The sequence below is a fragment of the Corynebacterium sp. CMW7794 genome (genome assembly GCF_001563605.1).
GTDB classification, from domain to species: domain Bacteria; phylum Actinomycetota; class Actinomycetes; order Mycobacteriales; family Mycobacteriaceae; genus Corynebacterium; species Corynebacterium phoceense.
On record NZ_KQ961779.1, the window covers coordinates 1 to 547 of the forward strand.

The following is a 547-nucleotide window of genomic DNA, read 5'->3' on the forward strand; positions in this document are numbered from 1 at the left end:
CAAAATCAATGCACTCTAAAACCGGAAGAGCCGATATAGGCGGGCATGCCAACCTGCTGCGCCTGAAAGTAGCCGTGGCCCTGGCCATGCTGGACGGACGATTTACGGAAGTCACGATGGAGGATTGGCAACTCTCCTACGTCGTGATGGCGCAGCATGATGCGGTGCTCTCACAGTTCGATGCCATAGCCCGGCGCGATAGGCAGGCCATGGCGGAGAAACGGGAACAGGAAGCGGAAGAACGCAGTGAGGTCAAAGAGCAGAAACTTTTGGCCCGCGCCCGGAAGCATATCGCCCGCCGCCTGCTGTCCGACGATGCGAACTATAACCGTTATGACTTGAGGTCTACGGCCCGCGTGGATATTCGCTCGGCTGTGGAAGGCCTGATCGTTGATTGGGAGAAAGACGGCACGATTGTGCCGCGTGATGATGGAACACTGCGCCCGCATGATGTAGCCCGCCTGGAGTCCTATCTGGAGTAGTCCCCTAGAAACAGTCCGTACTGCGTACTACGTTGAGGTTACCCTCGTTTAGTGGACACCCTATT

At 56.9% G+C, this 547-nt stretch carries 1 protein-coding gene; it reads left to right on the forward strand.

Annotation, left to right across the window (positions count from 1 at the left end):
- On the forward strand, positions 1 to 482 hold a 482-nt coding region (locus tag HMPREF3227_RS13630), incomplete at its 5' end, for a hypothetical protein (RefSeq protein ID WP_197429532.1).
- Positions 483 to 547 lie beyond the last annotated feature (65 nt).